At 68.9% G+C, this 17,708-nt stretch carries 16 protein-coding genes and 1 tRNA gene; 6 read left to right on the top strand and 11 right to left on the bottom strand.

Features of this window, described 5'->3' with window-relative positions:
- Nucleotides 1-8: 8 nt before the first annotated feature.
- From ASD21_RS12465 to ASD21_RS12490, 6 genes are all read right to left on the bottom strand, one after another.
- Complete coding sequence (locus ASD21_RS12465) at nucleotides 9-1,799, bottom strand: thiamine pyrophosphate-binding protein (protein ID WP_082554775.1); 1,791 nt, start codon at nucleotides 1,797-1,799, stop codon at nucleotides 9-11.
- A 291-nt stretch (nucleotides 1,800-2,090) separates the two neighbouring features.
- Nucleotides 2,091-2,270 (bottom strand): hypothetical protein, encoded by a 180-nt coding sequence (locus ASD21_RS12470; RefSeq protein WP_056441357.1) that lies wholly within the window; start codon nucleotides 2,268-2,270, stop codon nucleotides 2,091-2,093.
- 5 nt (nucleotides 2,271-2,275) lie between these two features.
- Nucleotides 2,276-2,899, bottom strand: coding sequence for a class I SAM-dependent methyltransferase (locus ASD21_RS12475; protein ID WP_056441360.1), 624 nt, complete (start codon nucleotides 2,897-2,899; stop codon nucleotides 2,276-2,278).
- A gap of 417 nt (nucleotides 2,900-3,316) precedes the next feature.
- On the bottom strand, nucleotides 3,317-5,971 hold the full coding sequence (locus ASD21_RS12480; RefSeq protein ID WP_056441363.1) for an erythromycin esterase family protein: 2,655 nt from the start codon (nucleotides 5,969-5,971) through the stop codon (nucleotides 3,317-3,319).
- Nucleotides 5,968-6,543 (bottom strand): nitroreductase family protein, encoded by a 576-nt coding sequence (locus ASD21_RS12485; protein ID WP_082554743.1) that lies wholly within the window; start codon nucleotides 6,541-6,543, stop codon nucleotides 5,968-5,970. The genes ASD21_RS12480 and ASD21_RS12485 overlap by 4 nt, the downstream gene beginning before the upstream one ends.
- Complete coding sequence (locus ASD21_RS12490; protein ID WP_056441368.1) at nucleotides 6,531-6,797, bottom strand: hypothetical protein; 267 nt, start codon at nucleotides 6,795-6,797, stop codon at nucleotides 6,531-6,533. Before ASD21_RS12490 ends, ASD21_RS12485 begins: the two co-directional genes overlap by 13 nt.
- Nucleotides 6,798-6,979: 182 nt before the next feature.
- Between ASD21_RS12490 and ASD21_RS12495 the strand changes: the two genes are divergently transcribed.
- Entirely contained in the window at nucleotides 6,980-7,747 is a 768-nt protein-coding gene (locus ASD21_RS12495; RefSeq protein WP_056441371.1) for an SDR family NAD(P)-dependent oxidoreductase, read from the top strand.
- A gap of 22 nt (nucleotides 7,748-7,769) precedes the next feature.
- On the opposite strand, the gene ASD21_RS12500 is transcribed toward ASD21_RS12495, so the two are convergent.
- Both ASD21_RS12500 and ASD21_RS12505 read right to left on the bottom strand, forming a co-directional pair.
- Nucleotides 7,770-8,237: an Hsp20/alpha crystallin family protein gene (locus ASD21_RS12500; protein WP_056441374.1), complete on the bottom strand. Its 468-nt coding sequence runs from the start codon at nucleotides 8,235-8,237 to the stop codon at nucleotides 7,770-7,772.
- 382 nt (nucleotides 8,238-8,619) lie between these two features.
- A tRNA-Ser gene (locus tag ASD21_RS12505) sits at nucleotides 8,620-8,710 on the bottom strand.
- Nucleotides 8,711-8,887: 177 nt separating this feature from the next.
- On the opposite strand from ASD21_RS12505, the gene hfsE reads away from it, so the two are divergent.
- Genes hfsE through hfsH form a run of 4 tightly spaced genes read left to right on the top strand, consistent with a single transcriptional unit; the run spans nucleotide 8,888 to nucleotide 13,526 of the window.
- Nucleotides 8,888-10,363 carry a polysaccharide biosynthesis protein HfsE gene (gene hfsE / locus ASD21_RS12510; protein ID WP_235524882.1) on the top strand — a complete coding sequence of 492 codons (1,476 nt, stop codon included), beginning with the start codon at nucleotides 8,888-8,890 and terminating at the stop codon, nucleotides 10,361-10,363.
- Between the two features lie 9 nt (nucleotides 10,364-10,372).
- Entirely contained in the window at nucleotides 10,373-11,815 is a 1,443-nt protein-coding gene (gene hfsF / locus ASD21_RS12515; RefSeq protein WP_056441381.1) for a polysaccharide biosynthesis protein HfsF, read from the top strand.
- Nucleotides 11,812-12,753 carry a polysaccharide biosynthesis protein HfsG gene (gene hfsG, locus ASD21_RS12520; protein ID WP_056441384.1) on the top strand — a complete coding sequence of 314 codons (942 nt, stop codon included), beginning with the start codon at nucleotides 11,812-11,814 and terminating at the stop codon, nucleotides 12,751-12,753. The genes hfsF and hfsG overlap by 4 nt, the downstream gene beginning before the upstream one ends.
- Nucleotides 12,753-13,526 carry an oligosaccharide deacetylase HfsH gene (gene hfsH, locus ASD21_RS12525; RefSeq protein WP_056441388.1) on the top strand — a complete coding sequence of 258 codons (774 nt, stop codon included), beginning with the start codon at nucleotides 12,753-12,755 and terminating at the stop codon, nucleotides 13,524-13,526. Before hfsG ends, hfsH begins: the two co-directional genes overlap by 1 nt.
- Before the next feature lie 360 nt (nucleotides 13,527-13,886).
- On the opposite strand, the gene ASD21_RS12530 is transcribed toward hfsH, so the two are convergent.
- The 3 genes from ASD21_RS12530 to ASD21_RS12540 form a co-directional block, all read right to left on the bottom strand.
- Nucleotides 13,887-15,785 (bottom strand): recombinase family protein, encoded by a 1,899-nt coding sequence (locus ASD21_RS12530; RefSeq protein WP_082554744.1) that lies wholly within the window; start codon nucleotides 15,783-15,785, stop codon nucleotides 13,887-13,889.
- Between the two features lie 13 nt (nucleotides 15,786-15,798).
- Complete coding sequence (locus ASD21_RS12535; RefSeq protein WP_156398369.1) at nucleotides 15,799-16,008, bottom strand: hypothetical protein; 210 nt, start codon at nucleotides 16,006-16,008, stop codon at nucleotides 15,799-15,801.
- An 87-nt stretch (nucleotides 16,009-16,095) separates the two neighbouring features.
- Nucleotides 16,096-16,635, bottom strand: a complete 540-nt coding sequence (locus ASD21_RS12540; RefSeq protein WP_156398370.1) for a hypothetical protein — start codon at nucleotides 16,633-16,635, stop codon at nucleotides 16,096-16,098.
- Nucleotides 16,636-16,781: 146 nt separating this feature from the next.
- On the opposite strand from ASD21_RS12540, the gene ASD21_RS23365 reads away from it, so the two are divergent.
- A complete protein-coding gene (locus tag ASD21_RS23365) occupies nucleotides 16,782-17,000 on the top strand; it encodes a helix-turn-helix domain-containing protein (protein WP_200941438.1) in 219 nt (72 codons plus the stop codon).
- Nucleotides 17,001-17,708 lie beyond the last annotated feature (708 nt).

Below are 17,708 nucleotides of genomic sequence, written 5' to 3' on the forward strand. Positions count from 1 at the left end.
AGCCGGGCCTACCACTGGATGTCCGAGAGCGGCGTGGACGACAGCTTGCCGTCCGGCGAGATCACGGTCTTCACCGACGGCCCCCGTGACTCCGTGGCGTCGATCATCAGGTCGACGAACACCGGCGCGGCGTCGGCGTCCAGGGTCGGCAGCAGGGCGTCCAGGGCCTCCAGGCTGTCGATGCGCAGGTAGCGCAGGCCGAACGCCGGGGCGACCTTGCCGTAGTCGGGGATGAAGACGCCGGAGTCCCGGCTTGCCCCGCCCGCCGCCCCGAAGTGGCGGATCTGCGAAGCATGGATCGAGCCGTAGCCGTCGTTGTTGAGCACGAACAGCACGAAGCCCTTGGGCGCGTAGTGGGCCAGGGTCGCCAGCTCCTGCAGGTTCAGCATCAGCCCGCCGTCGGCCTCGACGCAGATCACCTGCTTGTCGGTGCCGAAGCTGGCGCCCAGGGCTTGGGGCAGGCCCAGGCCCATGGCTCCCAGCGAGGCGCCGAAGAAGATGCGGGCGTCCTCGCGCGGGGCGAAGAAGCGGAAGAAGGCCTCGATGGCCCAGCCCGAGCTGGTGGGCGCGAACACCTTGCCCGGTGACCAGGCCGACAGGCGCTGGGCCACGCCGTAGATGTTGAGGCTGTCGACGGTCAGGCGCCGGCGCTCGTCGGCGGCGTATTCGGCTCGACGCGCCTCGCACCAGGCCAGCCAGTCGGCCGCCATGGCCTTGGATTGGCCCCGGGTCGCGGCGACGGCGACCGGCAGGGCCTTCAGGTCCGCCCGAACGCCGCGCGTGCCCGGCATGCCTTCGAACTTGGCCAGTTCGCTGGGGTCGATGTCGATCATCACCCGCTCGGCCTGGGCGCCGAAATCCTGGCGCTGGAAGGCGGTGGTCCCCAGATCCAGGCGCGCGCCGAGGAACAGCACCCGGTCGGCGCGGTAGAGGATCTGGTTGGCCGACAGCGGGGCCATCCCGCCGGGCGCCCCGAAGTTCAGCGGATGCTCGGTCGGCAGCTGGTCGATCGACACCCAGGAGACCACGGCCGGCAGGCCATGCGCCTCGATGAAGCCGCGCGCCGCGGCCTCGACCTGGGCCAGCCGGCAGCCGTTGCCGATATAGACCAGCGGGCGCTCGGCCCCGAGCAGCCAGGTCAGGGCCTCGGTCAAGGCGGCCAGGTCGGCGGGGCCGACCTGGGCCGCGATCCGGGCCCGGATCGCCACGACGGCCGCCTCGATGTCGTCGGGCGCGTAGTCCAGCACCACGTTCTGAACGTCGAGCGGGATCTCGACGAACACCGGCCCAGGCCGACCGGCGAAGGACTCGGCGAAGGTCTCGACCAACTCCTCGCGGAAGCCCGCCGCCGTCAGCCGGGTGAAGCGCTTGACGCAAGGGCTGATCAGCTCGCGCGACCGCACCTCCTGGTTCCCATGGGTGCGCGTGCCGAAGGCGTCGATGTCGGCGGTCTTGACCTGGCCGGCCAGCACGATCACCGGGGCGCTGTCGCCGTAGGCCGAGCACAGGCTGGTGATGGTGTTGGTCACCCCCGGCCCGGCCGTGACCACCGCCAGGCCCGCGCCTCGGTAGTCCGTGGCCTTGGCGTAGCCCTCGGCGGCGGCGGCGCAGGCCTGTTCGTGCTGGTTGTAGACGGCCGTCAGCCCGGGGTGGGTCGAGACCGCCCGGTTCAGATACATCGCCATCCCGCCCGTCAGGGTGAAGGCCGCGCGGGCCCCCAGGGCCGCGGCCAGGTCCACGGCGTACGAGGCGATGTTGCGCTCGGCCGCGGGACGGATCGGAGGACGAGAAGGACTCATGAGCACCACGCCGAAAACACCTGAATAGGCGGCGGACGGCGGGGCGATCAAGGTCGTCGATCAAAGGGAGGCTGGGGGGACGGCAGAGGGGGAGTCCGCCATTTTTAGTACATTAATACATAAAATCAGCTACTTAACCGCCATCTGGCCGCCTTGCACCCCGGTCCCTGCCCCACGGTCTGGGCCAAGGAAAGCATGGGCCCAAGCGCGTCCACCACGGTCCATCAGCGTCATTTCAGGCGCGACGCGCCGACGGCCGCCCTGATCGTGCTCATGGCGGCTCAAAGCGTGTCAGCCCGCGGCGATCAGTTCGAAATGGCCCGCCAGGGCGGCTTCCGCGGCGTCGGGATCCTTGGCCTTGATCGTCCGAACCGTGTCGCCATGGGCGGCCAGCACGGCCCGCGCCCGCGCCGCGACGACCAAGGCGTCGATCTGATGATTGCGCCACCACCCTAGGACCGTCTCGGCCATCGCCCTCAGGCGGGACGCGCCACGCCAAGCTCGCACCAGCCCAGCGGCTTGGGCGCCTTGGGCATGTAGAAGGTCTGGGCCTGTTCGATCACGAAGCCCGCGGCAGCGATCGCCGCGCCCACGGGCCGGGTCAGGCGGCAGCCGCCGGCCAGCGGCGTCCAGAACGGCTCGATGCGCCCTTGCCAGCGCGCGACCCCGGGGTCGGGCGCCAGGCCGTGCTCGCAAAAGACAAAGCGCCCCCCCGGCTTGAGAACCCGGCGCGCCTCGGACAGCACCGCGCCGGGCGTGTGGACCGAGCAGAGGGTGAAGGTGCAGACGACGGTGTCGAAGCTGTGGTCGCCGAAGGCCAGCTGCTCGGCCTCCCCCGCCAGCACCTCGACCTTCAGGCCTTCCGGGCGCGGCGCGGCCAAGGCCCGCTCCCTCAGGCCTTGCGACGGATCTACGCCGGTGACGCTGGTCACGCGCGTCGGATCATAGAACGCCAGGTTCAAGCCGCCGCCGACGCCTAGCTCCAGAACCCGCCCCCGCGCTTGCGGCACGACCTTGGCGCGCTGCTTGGCGATCGCCCCCGCCCCGCAGGCGCAGCCTATGAGGCGCGGCAGGACGTGGCGGTCATAGAACGAGGTCATGGCTGCTGCTCTCCCCGCCGATCGACGAACCGTAGGAGTCCCTCGGCCAGGGTCAAGGCCTCCACGTCGACGATCCGATAGGCGCCGGCCTGGCCTTGCCGGTCAGCGGGGACGACGCCCGCCTCGCGCGGGCGCTCCAGATGCTGCGGCAGCGCCGATTGGGACAGCGGCGGCCGGGTCTGAAGGTCGCTGCCCCCAAGGCCCCGGCGCCGAGGGCGCGCAGGATTTCCAGGCGATGGATATTGGCCAGCGCCCGCGGGCGGCGCTCACGGTCCGACCACTCCATCATCAGACCGCGATCGGATGGCGCGCTCCTGCCCGCCTCAGTGAATCGCGTCCAGTCCCAAAGCATCGCCCGGTGCGCGAGCGAGAGTCTGCGGTTCGAAGGGTTTCTGGCCGCGGCGACCGCCGCGCAGATCACAGGCCGAAAGGATAGGTCTCGTCCTCGCCGGCGCGAACCTCGGTCGCCAATGGGGTCACGGCCCGCGTCCGGTCGAACCAGACGAAGGCGTCGTACTGTTCGGGCAGGCTGGCGTGAGCGTAGTGACTCAGGCGCTCGCTGTCGGGACGATAGACCACGCCGATATAGCGCTCCAAACGCGGTTCGCGCAGGTCGGCGCGCAAGGCCTCGTTGCGACCCGGCCGCAGATCGACCAGGAACCGTTCGACGCCCACCTCGTGGAACAGCGCTTCGTAACTGTCGGACCGCGACGGCCTGACCGTCTTCACCTCCGCCGGCGCGTCCCAGTCGGACGCCGCCATCACCGTGCCGCTATGCGTGCCCAGGCCGATCAGGGCGGCGTTGCTCCCAAAACGTTCGCGGCAGAGCTGACCGATGTTCAGTTCGCCCCGCGCGGCGCCCATTTCCGTATAACGAGCGTCGCCTATGTGGGAATTGTGCGCCCAGACCACGGCCTTCGCCCCCGGGCCGAGCATCTTGAGGACTCGATCCAGCGTCTCGAACATGTGCCGGTCGCGCAGGTTCCACGACTCGTGCGCGCCATGGTACATCGCCCGGTAGTAGCGTTCGGCGTCGACCACCAGACGCGCGTTCTGCGTGGCGTCGAACAGGCTCTCGCCATCCTGGGCGGCGTAGTCGGCGGCCTTGCGCACCAGGTCGACAAGTATGCTCACGACCTCGCGTTCGCAGATCGCGTAGCCCTCGCTCAGCGCCGCCCGTCCGTAGCCCGCCGGCGCATTGTTCCAGGGCGCCATGCACGCGTACCGGTCCCGGGCCTCGGCGGCGGTCAGCGGATCGACTCCGTCGAGATAGGCCAGCACCTCCGCCATCGAGGCGCGCATATTGTAGAGATCAAGACCATGGAAGGCGACGCGATCGCCTGCCGAAAGCTCCCCGTTATACGCGCGCAGCCAACGGGTGAAGGCGTCGACGTCGGTGTTGCGCCACATCCAGGTTGGGAACCGGGTGAAGGGCGGCGGAGTCATCTCCCTGTGCGGCTTCAGTCGCACGTGTCGATCTATGGCGGCGGCGTCAGGCCAGTCGGCCTCGACCGCGACAATCTCGAAGCCATGCTGTTCGATGAGCCGGCGCGTGATCGCCGTCCGGGCGCGGTAGAACTCGCTTGTCCCGTGGCTGGCCTCGCCCAGCAGGACGACGCGCGCCTCGCCGTAGCGGTCGAAGGCGGCGGCAAAGGCGGGATCGTCGATGTCCGGCAGGGGTTCGGCCGCCGCGGCGAGGCGCGTTTGCGCGGTCACGGCCACCGCCCGCGGCGCGGTCGCCGACCCGGGTGGCGGCGGGACGCAAAGCTTGGCTCGAAACCAGTCGCCGGCCAGATGCATGACCTGTTCGAGCGTCCCGGCTTCCTCGAACAGGTGTCCGGCGCCGGGAACGATCCTCAGCGCCTTGTCGCCAGGCAGCCTGGCAAGGGCCTGGCGATTGAGTTCGATGACCTGGTGGTCCGCGCCGCCGACGATGAGCAGGGTCGGCGCCGAGACGCGTGCGAGCGCCGCGCCGGCGAGATCCGGCCGCCCACCGCGAGAAACGACGGCCCGCACGCGCTCTCCCAACTTCGCCGCCGCCACCAGGGCGGCGGCCGCGCCGGTGCTGGCGCCGAACAGGCCGAGCGGCAGCCGGGAGAGATCGGGCTGGGCCGCGATCCAGGTCGTGGCTTGGACAAGCCGCTCGGCCAGCAGGTCGATGTCGAACACCTTCCGGCGGTCCGCGGCTTCGGTCTCGCCAAGCAGGTCGAACAGCAGCGTCGCCATGCCGCCCGCGTTGAGGGCGTCGGCCACGGCGCGGTTGCGGGGGCTGAGGCGACTGGACCCGCTGCCGTGGGCGAACACCACGATCCCCCGCGCGCCGTCGGGAACCTGCAGGTCGCCGGACAGGCCTAACGGCGCCAGACTTACCTTGCGCCGTTCGACGTCTCCCGTCCCGCGCGGCGGGCTGGCCTCCCAGGCCTGGCGCAGCAGGGCCACGGTTTCGTCATCGGTCAGTTGATGAAAGTCGCCGTAGAACGCCCCGACGCCATGGAAGGGGCGCGGCGTCGCCAGGCAGACAACCTCGTCGGCCTCGGCGCGCATCGCCTCCAAGGTTTCGGATGGCGCGAGGGGGATGGCCAGTACGATCCGAGCCGCGCCCTGACGCCGGAGCGCCCGCAGCGCCACCTTGGCCGTCGCGCCGGTCGCCAGACCGTCGTCGACCACGATCGCCGTGCGCCCGACGGGACTGATGCGGGGATGGTCGCCGAGATAAAGCGCGCGCCGTCGCTCGATCTCATCGAGTTCCCGGCGCCGGGCGTCCCGCAGGAAGGCGGCGTCGGCGCCGGTCATGCGCGCGACCTCTTCGTTGATGACGGTCTGGGCCTCCTCCCCGTCGACCACGGCGCCGACGGCCAGTTCAGCGTGTCCCGGCGCTCCCAGCTTGCGCACGAGGATCAGGTCGATCGGCGCCGCCAGGACCTTGGCGATCTCCACGGCGACCGGAACGCCGCCGCGCGGCAGGGCGTAGACCACGGGGTGCTGAAGTCCCAGCCCCGCCAGGCGCGCCGCCAATCGCCGGCCCGCATCGGCGCGGTCGACAAAGAGGGGGGCGTCGAGGGGCGAGGTCATGACCACGCCGCCCTGCCGACATGACGGATATCCGCCTCGCGTCGCGAGGAAGCCGCCGGCGCGCGGTTCGGATAACCGACGATGATGGGCGCGACGGGCTTGAAGTCGCCTGGTATCCCCAGATCGGCCTTGGCCTGGTCGGTGTTGAGCCAGGTTTCCGAAAGACCGATCCAGCAGCTCCCCAGGCCCTTGGCGGTCGCGGCCAGCATCAGATTCTGAGCGGCTAGACAACAATCCTTCAGAGCCATCTCATCGGCCGTCGTCGCACAGATGATGATCAGGGCGGGAGCATTGTAGAAGATGTTGAACGACGGCGAGGCGAGCATGGGGCGCAGTCCGGCCAGTTCGGGATGGTCCGTCGCCGCGTCCTGAAGGGCCGCCTTGGCCCGGGTCGAACAGGACGCCAGGGTCGCGGCGTCGTCGATGACGAAAAAGCACCAGGGCTGCAGGTTGATCCCGCTCGGGGCCCAGATCGCCGCGTCGATCAGCGCGGCGAGCACGGAGTCGGCCACCGGTTCTTGGCGATAGTCGCGAACGGCCCGCCGTGCGTGGATGGCTTCTAGAACGTCCATGTCGATCCTCCGCTCGCGAGGATCAAACCGACCAAGGCCGGAACATAGGCGACGCAAACGGCGATCGCGGTCGACAGGACCAACCCTGCGGTCAGCCTCAAACAGACGCGACCGAGGTGCGCCTTCAGCCCCGGGGCGCCGGTATGGTCGCGGATCGATGAGCCGATCGGTTCGAATGGACGGGCCATTCCCAATCTCCGTTCCCCCAACCATTGGATGGCAGGTTCGATCTGGATGGTCTTGATCTCGATCAAAGGCCCCCGTTGAAGCGGATCGGCCCTTTGATCGACCCGTCGCGGAGGAACTTGAGTTCCATCAATGCGGCGGCGTGCCGGAGAGTGACCGTGGTGGGACAGGATCAAGTCCGAAGCGCGCCGAGCGTTCGCACCCAGCAGGGATTTTCTCGACGGCGCCGGTTGTCCGAAAGGTAAGACCGATGGATCGGCTCAAGAACAAGGTCGCGATCATCACCGGCGGCGCGCTCGGGCTTGGCCGGGCCACGGCGCTGCGGATGTCGGAGGAAGGCGCCGCGGTCGCCATCTTCGACGTGCTCCACGACGAAGGCGCCGCGCTCGTCGCCGAAATCGCCGCCCTGGGGGGCAAGCCGCGCTACTGGCCGTGCGACGTCAGCCGCGAAGCCCAGGTGAAGCAGGCGATCGATGAAGTCGCCGAGCACTTTGGCCGCATCGACGTGCTGGTCAACAACGCGGGCGTGGCCGGGGCCAATAAGCCGACGCACGAGTTGACCGAAGCGGAGTGGGATTGGGTCCAGGCCATAAACGTCAAGGGCGTGTTCTTCTGCACCAAGCACGCCATCCGCCATTTGCGGCGCGCTGGCGGCGGCGCCATCATCAACCTGTCGTCCATCTATGGACTGGTGGGCGCGGCGGACGTCCCCGCCTACCACGCCTCGAAAGGGGCCGTCCGGTTGATGAGCAAGACCGACGCGCTCCTCTACGCCGGTGATCGCATTCGCGTGAACTCCATCCATCCGGGCTTCATCTGGACGCCAATGGTCGAGCATCACCTGAGCGCCCAGGGCGACTTGGAGGCGGGCCGCCAGGCCACCGACGCCCTTCATCCGCTCGGACACATGGGCGAGGCCGACGACATCGCCTGGGGCGCGGTCTATCTGGCGTCGGACGAAGCCAAATTCGTGACCGGCTCGGAACTGGTCATCGACGGCGGCTACACGGCCCGCTGAGGCTTTGGCCCGCAGGCGGCGCCTACTTGGCGGCCTGGACCTTGATGGCCTTGGCGATGGAAACGCCGTTCTTCGGCGCTACGATGGTCAGCACGCCATCGGCCATGGAGGCCTTGATCTTGTCAGCGTCAACGCTGCGCGGCAGGGGAACCGACCGCGAAAAGGCGCCGTAGGCGCGCTCGGAAACCCGGTGGTTCTTTTCCTTGATTTCCTTCTCCGACTTCTTCTCGCCGCTGATGGTGAGGACGTCGTCTTCGAATTCGATCTTGATGTCGTTGAGCGCGATGCCGGGCAGCTCCAGCGTCAGCTCGACGGCCGACTTGGTCTCCTGGACATCCATGCGCGGCATGATCTGCAGTTCAGCGAAGCTGTTCCAACCGGCGGCCAGATCGTCGAACAGGCGGTTGAATTCGCGCTGGATCGCCAGCGCGGTCGTCGCCGGACGCTGGAGGCTGGGCAGGAATGACTTGGCAATGGGTTGGGCGGTCATTGGAGCGCTCCTGAGCTTTGGGGGAGGTTTGAGCTCAGCTCAAACCGAAAATGCCCCCGAAGCCTTGATCCGGGTCAATATCGGGCGGCGCCGACACCGTCTTTCCGGGAGCAATTGAAGCATCGACGGTTGAACGACCCTCACGGTCAGGGCGGGTGAGGCCAGCAGCGCCGCGGCTTCGCTTTCGGCGACGGTCGCCATGGTGCGCGGCAAGCTTGAAGGGTTCACTGATGGAGTCGACGCCGACGACGGGTCAGAGGCGGCGCGCTCTCGGGACAGGTCGCCGGCGCCTCGCCGCGGATGTCCACCTGGCGGCCGTTGCGCTTGGCGCCGTGCACGGCGGACTCGGACGGACGCTGGTGGACGGCGTTGGAAAGGGGGATGGCGGAGACGGAGGGATTCGAACCCTCGATACCCTTTTGGGGTATGCCGCTTTAGCAAAGCGGTGCCTTCAGCCTCTCGGCCACGTCTCCTCCTGAGAGGGAGCGGTTCGATAGCCTGTTCGCGACGGCATGACAACGCGCTGTCTCGAAAAATCCGCGTTAACGTGAAGCTCAGACCGCGAGACTAGTGTGAACCCTGTTCTACAAAGGGCTCGGGGCTTCATGTCGTCCGCTATCGCACATCCGCCAGAACGCGAGGACGTCGTCATGCCCGACGTCCAGGCCGCCGCGCCGCGTCTCGTGATCGAGGACGAAACGGTCGAGGGCGTCGGCCGGCGCGGGCCGTTTCGGCCCGGCCGACTGGTCCCGGCCCGGGCCCGGATGCGGGTGCGCAGCCTGTCGCGGCTGTTCCGCGTGTTCGACGGCCTGGTCTTCGCCGGCGTCACCGCCGCCGCGATCGCCATCGCCCGCCCGACGCCCGACGTCTTCGCCCCCATGGTGCTGGGGGCCCTGAGCCTGCTGCCCGCCCTCTACCTGCTGGAGGCCTACACCTTCCATCGTCGCGAGACCCTGGGCCGTCAGGCCCTGCGGGTGTCGGCCGCCTTCGGCGTGGTCGGCGTGGTGGTGCTGCTGGCCGCTCTGATCTTCGGACGCAGCCAGGTCGACGCCCCGCTGCTGGCCAGCTGGGGGATCGCCCTGGCCGCCGCCACCGCCGCGCTGCACGTGGCCTGGTGGCGCGCCGTCGATCACGGCCGTCGCGACGGCCGGCTGACGCCGAACGTCGTGATCGTGGGCGCGACGGTCAACGCCGAGCGCTTCATCCGCACGGCTCTCGCCACCGGCGACGTCAACGTGCTGGGCGTGTTCGACGACCGCGCCAACCGCGCCCCGGCCCAGGTGCTGGGCGTGCCGGTGCTCGGCGACACCGGCAGCCTGCTGGTTCACCACATCATGCCCTGTGTCGACCGGGTGATCATCGCGGTGAACTCCACCGCCCAGGCTCGGGTCGGCCAACTGGTCGAACGACTGGAAGTCCTGCCCAATCCCGTCAGCCTGTTCATCGACCTGAACCGCGAGGCGCAGCGCAATGCCTCGCTGGCCCACTTCGTCGACCTGTCGGCCGCGACCACCGACGCGCGCCGCGCCTTCGCCAAGCGCGCCCAGGACCTGGTGATCGGGTCCCTGGGCCTGCTGGCCGCCGCGCCGGTGATGCTGCTGGTCGCCCTGGCCATCAAGCTGGACAGCCCCGGCCCGGTGTTCTTCCGCCAACGCCGCCACGGCTTCAACAACGAGGCGATCCTGGTCTGGAAGTTCCGCTCGATGCGCCACGAGGCCGCCGACGCCAAGGCCTCCCGCCAGGTCAGCGCCAACGACGACCGCGTCACCAAGGTCGGCAAGTTCATCCGCAAGACCAGCCTCGACGAGCTGCCCCAGCTGTTCAACGTGCTGAAGGGCGAGATGTCGATGGTCGGCCCGCGCCCCCACGCCATCGGCATGAAGAGCGGCGACGTGGAGTCCGAAAAGCTGGTCGCCCGCTACGCCCATCGTCACCGCATGAAGCCGGGCGTCACCGGCTGGGCGGCGATCAACGGCTCGCGCGGCCCGGTCGACACCGCGCGGCTGGTGCAGGAGCGCGTCGCCCTGGACGTCGAATACATCGAGCGCCAGTCGTTCTGGCTGGACCTCTACATCATCGCCATGACCATCCCCTGTCTTCTGGGGGACCGGTCGGCGGTGCGCTGAGGGCGAAACATGTTCTGGCGCGGCGTGCTTGGATATCTGCCGGTCAATATCGCTCAGGGCGTGGTGGGACTGCTCACCATCGTCCTGTTCACCCGCGTCCTGACGCCCGAACAGTACGGCGTCTACGCCCTGGCCTTCTCGGCCCTCAGCCTGACCCAGACCATCCTGCTCACCTGGACGGAAGCGGCGATGGCCCGCTTCCATGCCCGCCAGGACGCCGACGGCCGCCTGCCCGATCACTTCGCCACCCTCTACCGCCTGTGGTTCGGCCTGGCCCTGGTCGTGCCGGTCGTCGCCGCCGGCGTGCTGCGCTTCGCCCCGCTGTCGGCGCCGCTGAAGGTCGCCATCGCCGCCGCCTTCGCCGCCGTGGTGGCCAAGAGCCTGACCAAGCTGTCGCAGGAGCGCCGTCGCGCCGCCGGCGAGGTCTCCAGCGCGGCCCTGCTCGACATCGTCCAGACGGGCGGCGGCTTCGGCCTGGGCCTGGTCCTGGCCCTGGTCGGCCTGGGCGGCGCGGCGCCGCTGCTGGGCATGGGGGCGATCTCGCTGCTGTGCCTGGTGTTCGTGCTGCCGGCCGACCTGCGTCGCGCCCATGGCGGCCGCTATGACCCGGCGATGGCCAAGGCCTACGCCGCCTACGGCCTACCGGTGGCCCTGTCGCTGATCCTGGCCCTGGTGCTGTCGACCACCGACCGCTTCCTGCTGGCCGCCTTCCTCGACGAGCGGGCCGTGGGCGTCTACCACGCCGGCTATTCGCTGGGCTCGCGGACCCTGGACGTCGTCTTCATCTGGCTGGGCATGGCCGGCGGACCGGCCCTGGTCGCGGCGCTGGAGCGCGGCGGACACGCGGCCCTCAAGGACGCCGCCCACGAACAGGCCGGCTTCATGGTGCTGCTGACCCTGCCCGCCGCCGTCGGCCTGGCCCTGGTCGGCCGCCCATTGGCGCAGGTGATGGTCGGACCCGGACTGAGCGCCGGCGCCGGCCAGGTCGTGCCCTGGATCGCCGCGGCCGGCTGGCTGTCGGGCGTGACCACCTACTACCTGCTGCAGGCCTTCACCCTGGGCAAGCGCACGATGATGCTGATCGCCTGCATGGCCATCCCGGCCGGGGCGAACGTGGCCCTGAACCTGGCGCTGATCCCGCGCTTCGGCCTGGACGGCGCGCTGTGGTCGACCGCCGCCAGCTATGGCGTCGGGGCCGCGGCCGCCGCGATCCTCGGCCGCCGGGCTTGCCCCCTGCCCGTGCCGTGGGTCGGCCTGGCCAAGTCGGGCCTGGCCTGCGCCCTGATGGCCGTCGCCGTGCTGGCCGTGCCGGCCCTCGGCGGCGTGGTCGAACTGATCCTGAAAGCGTCCGTGGGCGCCGTCGTCTATGGCGCGGCGGTCCTGGCCCTCGACGCCGGCGGCCTGCGCGCCCGGGTCATGGACATTCTCCAACGCCGACTGAAACCCGCATGACCGAAGCGACCGAAACCTTCGTCGACAACGCCGCCTGGGCCGCCCTTGACGGAAAGGGGGCCACGCCGCGCCTGTCGGTGCTGATCCCGACCTATCGCGACGATCCCAGCGCCCTGCTCAAGGCCCTGGACGAGCGCGGAGTCGACGCCGAGATCGTGCTGCTCGACGACGGCGGCGGCGACGCCGACCTGACCCGGCGCATGGCCGCTCGCCTCGAGAAGCTGAAACTGCCCGCCCGGCTGATCGTGCTGTCGCCCAACGAGGGCCGGGCCAAGGGCCGCAACCGCCTGGCCAAGCACGCCCGGGGCCGGCATCTGCTGTTTCTCGACAGCGACATGCTGCCCGATCCCAAGGACTTCCTGACCCGCTGGGCGGCCGTCGCGGCCGACGACGTGGCGGTGGCATTCGGCGGCTTCACCCTGGACCAGACCCCGCGTCGTCCCGAGCACGAGCTGCACCGGTCCATGGCGCTGAAGAGCGACTGCACCCCGGCCCCGGAACGGGCCAGGGAGCCGGAAAAGCACGTCTTCACCTCCAACCTGCTGGTCCGTCGCGACGTCTTCGAAACCATCGGGTTCGACGAAGGCTTCGCCGGATGGGGCTGGGAGGACGTCGAGTGGGCCATGCGCGTGGTCCGGTTCCATCCGATCCTGCACATCGACAATTCGGCCACCCATCTGGGCCTCGACACCGCCTCGGCCCTGGCCGCCAAGTACGAGCAGTCGGCCGCCAACTTCGCCCGGGTGGTCGCCGGCCATCGCGAGGTGGTCAGCGCCTATCCCAGCTACAAGGCGGCCAAGGCCCTGAAGGTCGCGCCCTTGCGGGGGGTCTGGCGGCCGGGGCTCAAGGCCTTCGCCCTCAACGAGGCGGCCCCGACGCCGCTTCGCGCCTTCGCCCTGCGGCTCTATCGCGCCGCCCTCTATTCGGACGCCGTCTGATGCAGACCTCATTTGAAAAAGTCGACGCCTACGAGCCCGACCGCAGCCTGAAGGGCAAGGTCCGCCGCCGGCTGATCCGCCTGGCCCATCGCCGACCCGCCCGCGTGAAGCTGGAGCGGCCGATGGTGTCGTTCAGCTTCGACGACGCGCCGGCCACGGCCTGCGAAGCTGGAGCCCGCGTGCTGGAACAACGCGGCCTGCGCGGCACCTACTATTTCGCCGCCGGCCTGACCGGCCGCGAGGGTCCGATGGGCCGCTTCGCCACCGGGGCGGACGCCGCCCGCCTGCACGCCGCCGGCCACGAGATCGCCTGCCACACCTTCTCTCACCTGGACTGCGGCCAGGCTTCGCAAGCCGAGACCCTGGCCGACGTCGACCTCAACGCCCGACATCTGGCCGAGTGGGGGACCGGCCAGCCGGTCAGCTTCGCCTACCCCTATGGCGACGTCGCCTCGCCCGCCAAGACCGCGCTGGCGGGCCGCTTCAAGACCCTGCGCGCCCTGCACCACGGTCTGGTCGCCACCGGCGCCGACCTCAACCAGGCTCCGGCGGTCGGCGTCGAGGGCGCGGACGGCGAACAGGTCGCTCTGGACTGGTTGGACAAGGCCCACCGGCGCAAGGCCTGGCTGATCCTCTACACCCATGACGTGGCGCCCGAGCCGTCGCGATGGGGCTGCACGACGGGCGCGCTGGAGCGGCTGGTTGATGGGGCGCTGATGGCCGGCTTCGACGTGGTGACCGTGGCCGAAGGGGCGCGGCGGATCGGGGCGTAGCTCACGGACTTGCCCCCACCTGACCGCTTCGCGGTCTGTCCGCCCCCATAGGGGGCGGAGGATGGAAACGCGGCTCCTCTTCCCCCCGTGGGGGAAGACGGCCGCGAAGCGGCCGTAGGGGGCAAGTGCTCACCGGCACGACCTCTCGTCCTCACGCGGAAGCCCGCTGAGCAGATGGGGAGGGTGCGAAGCGCCCGGGCTCCGCCCGGAGGATTTGCAGGTGATGTACCGTTTCGACGAAGACGAGCGCTTCGCGTGGAGCCGTTGTTCGGGAGCGGTCCGGCAGGCAGGGGTCTTAGCCCTTCTCCGGACGCTTTCGCTCGCGCCCCCGACGGGCGGGCCAGGGCGNGGGGCAAGTGCTCACCGGCACGACCTCTCGTCCTCACGCGGAAGCCCGCTGAGCTGATGGGGAGGGTGCGAAGCGCCCGGGCCTCGCCCGGAGGATTTGCAGTTTGAATACCGTTTCGACGAAGACGAGCGCTTCGCGTGGAGCCGTTGTTCGGGAGCGGTCCGGCAGGCAGGGGTCTTAGCCCTTCTCCGGACGCTTTCGCTCGCGCCCCCGACGGGCGGGCCAGGGCGGCGAGCCCCGGTCCCGGACCGGTCACTCGCCGGAACTGACAGACCATCCCCGGCGGCCCTCAGGAACAGCGTCGAGGGGCTGCGAAACCCCACCGCCTTGTCCTCCGCCCAGGCCAACACCGTCTCCAGGTCGCCAAACAGCCGAACATCGACCTCCCCGCGCCGCCCGGTCGGCGTGACCACGACCTTTTCAATGAGCGCGCGGAGAGCTGTCGCCGCCTCCGTCCGGTCGGCCGGGTTGTTCAGCGCGTCAGTGAGCCTCTCGACCTTGCGGCGGTAAAGCTCGGCGACATTGGGGTGAATGTCGGGCACGTCGCGAGGCACCTCGGCTAGGGAACGCTCGATCGCTTCGACCTCGGCGTCCAGGCTTTTCAGACGGTCCATGAGCGGCCGGGTATAGCCGCCGTCCTCAATGGCCGAGACAATGCCGGCGATAGCTCTCTTGGCCTTTTCCAGGCGCGCCCGGTCGGCCGTCTCGCTGGCCCGGCGATGATGGTTGAGACGGTTGGTCTCCGCGATGAACGCCCGTATGGCCTCGGCCATGACCTCGGGCGCCATCAAGCGTTCCCTGAGGCCGACGAGAACCCGCGCCTCCAGGCTGTCGCTGCGAACCGCGCTGGCGTTCGTGCAGCCCTGGCCCTTGATGTGGGCGACGCAGGCCAAGCGGTTGTTCCCGCGCTTGGCGACCGTGCCGCCGCAAACACCACAGGTAATCAGACCTGAAAGCAGCGTCTGGGGCCGGCGGCCCGTGGCGGCGGCCTGGAAGCTCGGCGCCCCCTTGGCGACGGCGGCTTGATAGGCCCTGGCGTGGTGCTCCTGGCGGGCCTTGGCGGCGTTCCAGAGGTCATCGTCGATGATCCGCAGATGCGGCGCCTGGGCGTAGACCCATTCGCTTTGCGGGTTCACCCGGTGACGGGCTCGACCGGTGTCGGGATTGCGCACGTCTCGGCGCCGGTTCCAGACCATCTGGCCGATATAGAAGTGGTTGTTGAGGATGCCCGATTGGATCGACAGATGGCCACGGATCGTCATCTCGCCCCAGGCCCGGCCTCGGGGCGATGCGACGCCCTCGGCGTTCAGCTCGATGCAAATCTGGCGCGGGCTCTTACCAGCGACGTAGTCGCGGAAGATGCGGCGCACGATGTCGGCTTCATAGGGGATGATCTCACGCTCGCCGGTCGTCACCTTCCCCGCCGCGTCGATCTCGCGAACGACCTTGTAGCCGTAGGAATTGCCGCCCGCGACCTTGCCCGCCTCCACGCGACCCCGGTTGCCACGATGGGTCTTGGCGGCCAGATCCTTGAGGAACAGAGCGTTCATCGTGCCCTTGAGACCGACGTGAAGCTCGGAGACCTCGCCTTCAGAAAGGGTGAAGATCGGCACGCCCGCGAACCGCAGGCGCTTGAAGAGCCCTGCGATGTCTTCCTGATCGCGGCTGAGCCGGTCCATGGCCTCGGCCAGGACCACATCGAACTCGCCGGCCAGGGCGTCGCGGAGCAAGGCCTGGACGCCAGGGCGAAGGATGACCGTCGAGCCTGAGATGGCCGCGTCGGAATAGGTGTTCACCACCCGCCAATCCTGCTTGTCGGCGTGCAGGCGACAGATGCGGACCTGATCTTCGATCGAGTGGGCACTTTGCTTGTCGTCGGAATAGCGGGCGTAGATGGCCACGCGGGTCATCACGATCTCCTAGCTAGCCCTCGTCGGTCTCCGATCGCGGGCGTTGGTCGTTGGCGGGCGCAAAGCTGCGCTGGAACTCTTCGCGTGCGATCTGGCGGCCGATCAAGCGGGCCAGGGCCAGAACCGCGTCTTGCTGCGGCGAAACCGTACCTACAGCGTATGAAGCGCTGTCATCGTTGGCGGGGCGGAAGCGTTGGAGCGCGGGGCGCTGGTCGTCGGTCATGGCGGGCGATTCCTGACGAGCGAAACGCCAAGCCTCGATCCAGACCTGCAAGGCCTCAACGACGGTTAGAGCGCGGTTCACCCGCTTTCACTCCCGACCCGTGCGGATCGACCAGTCGATCCAGCCCTCAAGCACCAGGGGGCGATGACAGTCGGGACAACGCATGTTGGCCAGATCACGGGCCGCGCCAGCGATGAGGTGATGAGCCTCCTCGTGGTCTTCGGGATCGACCGCCCTGGCGGCTACGGCAATCTTGGCGGCCACGCCGGTCGGGTCGTTGGCGGCAACGGCTGGCAGATCGGCTAGAAGCTTCCATCGCTGGTCAAACAGGCTGGAGAGCATCCGGTCGATGTCGGCCATCTCCCTGCCCTTGGGATGGGCCAGTTGCTCCTCCTTTGACAGGTCGAACCAGCCGGGCAACGCGAAAGCCTCGCTTTCCAAATCGCCCCAGCGGCGCACCAAGCGGCCGACTCGGATGTCGATGGCGACGAAGCTGGCGCAACGGACGATGAGATCGTCAGCCGCCGCTGCCAAGCCATCCGTATTGGCGACGATGGGCGCGGCGGTCGCCGCCCCCATCAGAGCGCGGCGGGAGATCGCAAGACTTTTGGCCTTTGATTTCGACATGAGGGGGCTCCCGGCGCAGGCGCTCGGCCCGACCATTTGAGATCGGTAGAGTTTTGGTACTGTGTACGTAATACTTCGCACAAGGACTCAACGGAGTCAATACGTGGTGTGAAGTTATTCATACGAGGTGCGAATTGTTGACGCCGATGCAAATCCGACTGGCCCGCACAGCGCTGGGTTTGGGTGTGCGAGAACTCGGTGCGGCTGCCGGAGTCTCGCCCTCAACGGTCCAACGGTTCGAATCAGGCATCGGCGGAATGCAGACACGCACGCTGGAGCGGCTACAGACCGTCCTGGAAGACGGCGGGATCATTTTCATTCCGGCTGATGCTGGCGGCGGCCCTGGCGTGCGCCTCAAAGCCTAGATCGCGGTTAAGCCGCAGGCGCCTCGCGCCTGTTTCGGCTTAAACCGCATGCCGAGCCCTGGCCGGGCGGCAAGCTGACGGTCAAGGGTGCGCGTAGCGCATCGCCGTAGGCGACGGCGTAGCCGCCCTGTGTGCCGGGCATGTCCGGCGTCTTGGGGGTGAAAGTCCCCTGTGCAACCTGATGGAGGTGAAGCACTAGCGAAGCGCAAGGGCGTCGTTGTGAGGCGGGGTCTGAAGGAAGCGTGGAGCAAACTCGCGGCCTGACGAACAGGAACCGGATACGAGGCAGCACCGTCTGGACGAGCGGGCAGGGAACCGTGAAGTCCATATCCATCAAGAGGCGGGACTGTAAATCCGGCAGGCGTGCGGGGAAGGACGCCGGGCTTACCCCGGGAGGTCTGCACCGTGTCCCCAAGGGTCGTCCACTGCGGGCGACCCTGAGGGACTGAGGCCGCCGCGAGGCGACCTGACCGCGATGCAGAAGTCAGCAGACGGCATAGTAGGTCGATCCGCTCCCTCGGGGGCGGGGCGACCGAAGGCCTGAACGGTCCCCGCAAGGGGTTGAAGGAAAGAGCGAGTAGACCGGGCCCCTCATGAGCGCACAGCGACCGCCAATCCAGCTTGAGCTGGACTTGTTCATGCCTGTCGGGGGTGAAGCCCCACGCCGGGAAGGGCGAGAGGTTGAAGCGTTCGGGGCGGGACCCGACT

This window comes from Caulobacter sp. Root1455 (assembly GCF_001426905.1).
Taxonomy (GTDB): domain Bacteria; phylum Pseudomonadota; class Alphaproteobacteria; order Caulobacterales; family Caulobacteraceae; genus Caulobacter.